1 pseudogene is annotated in these 716 nt (G+C 53.1%); it reads right to left on the reverse strand.

Going from position 1 to position 716, the window contains the following annotated elements:
- Positions 1-57 precede the first annotated feature (57 nt).
- Positions 58-716 (reverse strand): annotated as a pseudogene (locus ACLRGG_RS21180) (IS3 family transposase); the annotation flags it as partial.

Here is a 716-nt window from a genome sequence, read left to right on the forward strand (position 1 = left end):
GGGTTCAGATTACGAGAAAATTCTACTTATGAATACACCGGTTTTTCGGGGGGATTACCAGCCTTCGTGGGTTCGGATGTAGGTTATGTCCGTCACCCAACGCTCATCCGGTGAGTCAGGATTGAACTGCCGCTGGAGCCTGTTGGGTGCCACGATGCTGGTTTCGCCTTTACGTGCCCGTGGGCTACGGTACCCAACCTGAGCTTTTATTCCGGCACGCTTCATCAGCCGCCAGACCCGGTTCACTCCGCACGGCTGCCCGGTATCACGCAGATCGAGATGGATCTTGCGATAACCATAGACGCAGCCAGACTCAAGCCAGAACTGTTTGATCTGCCCGGTCAGCATGTGGTCTGCCTGGTGACGCTGTGAATGTGGCTGCTGAAGCCAGAAATAAAATCCACTCGGATGGACATCCAGAACCCGACAGAGCAAACGAACAGGCCAGCAACGGCTGTTGTCGCGGATAAAGGCGTACCTCAGTCGGACAGCTTTGCGAAGTACGCCGCGGCTTTTTTTAATATGTCCCTTTCGTCGGTAACCCGCTTCAACTCTTTCTGAAGACGGCGGATCTCGGCCTGAGCATCTGACTGTTCATTATTAGTGGAAGAATCCGGACCGTACTTCTTTATCCAGGCGTAAAGGCTGTGGGTGGTGATATCGAGACGTGTTGCAACGCTTGAAACAGAATGACCACGATCAACAACCTGTTTGAC

The organism is Erwinia sp. PPS120, from assembly GCF_047918655.1.
GTDB lineage: Bacteria > Pseudomonadota > Gammaproteobacteria > Enterobacterales > Enterobacteriaceae > Erwinia > Erwinia tasmaniensis_A.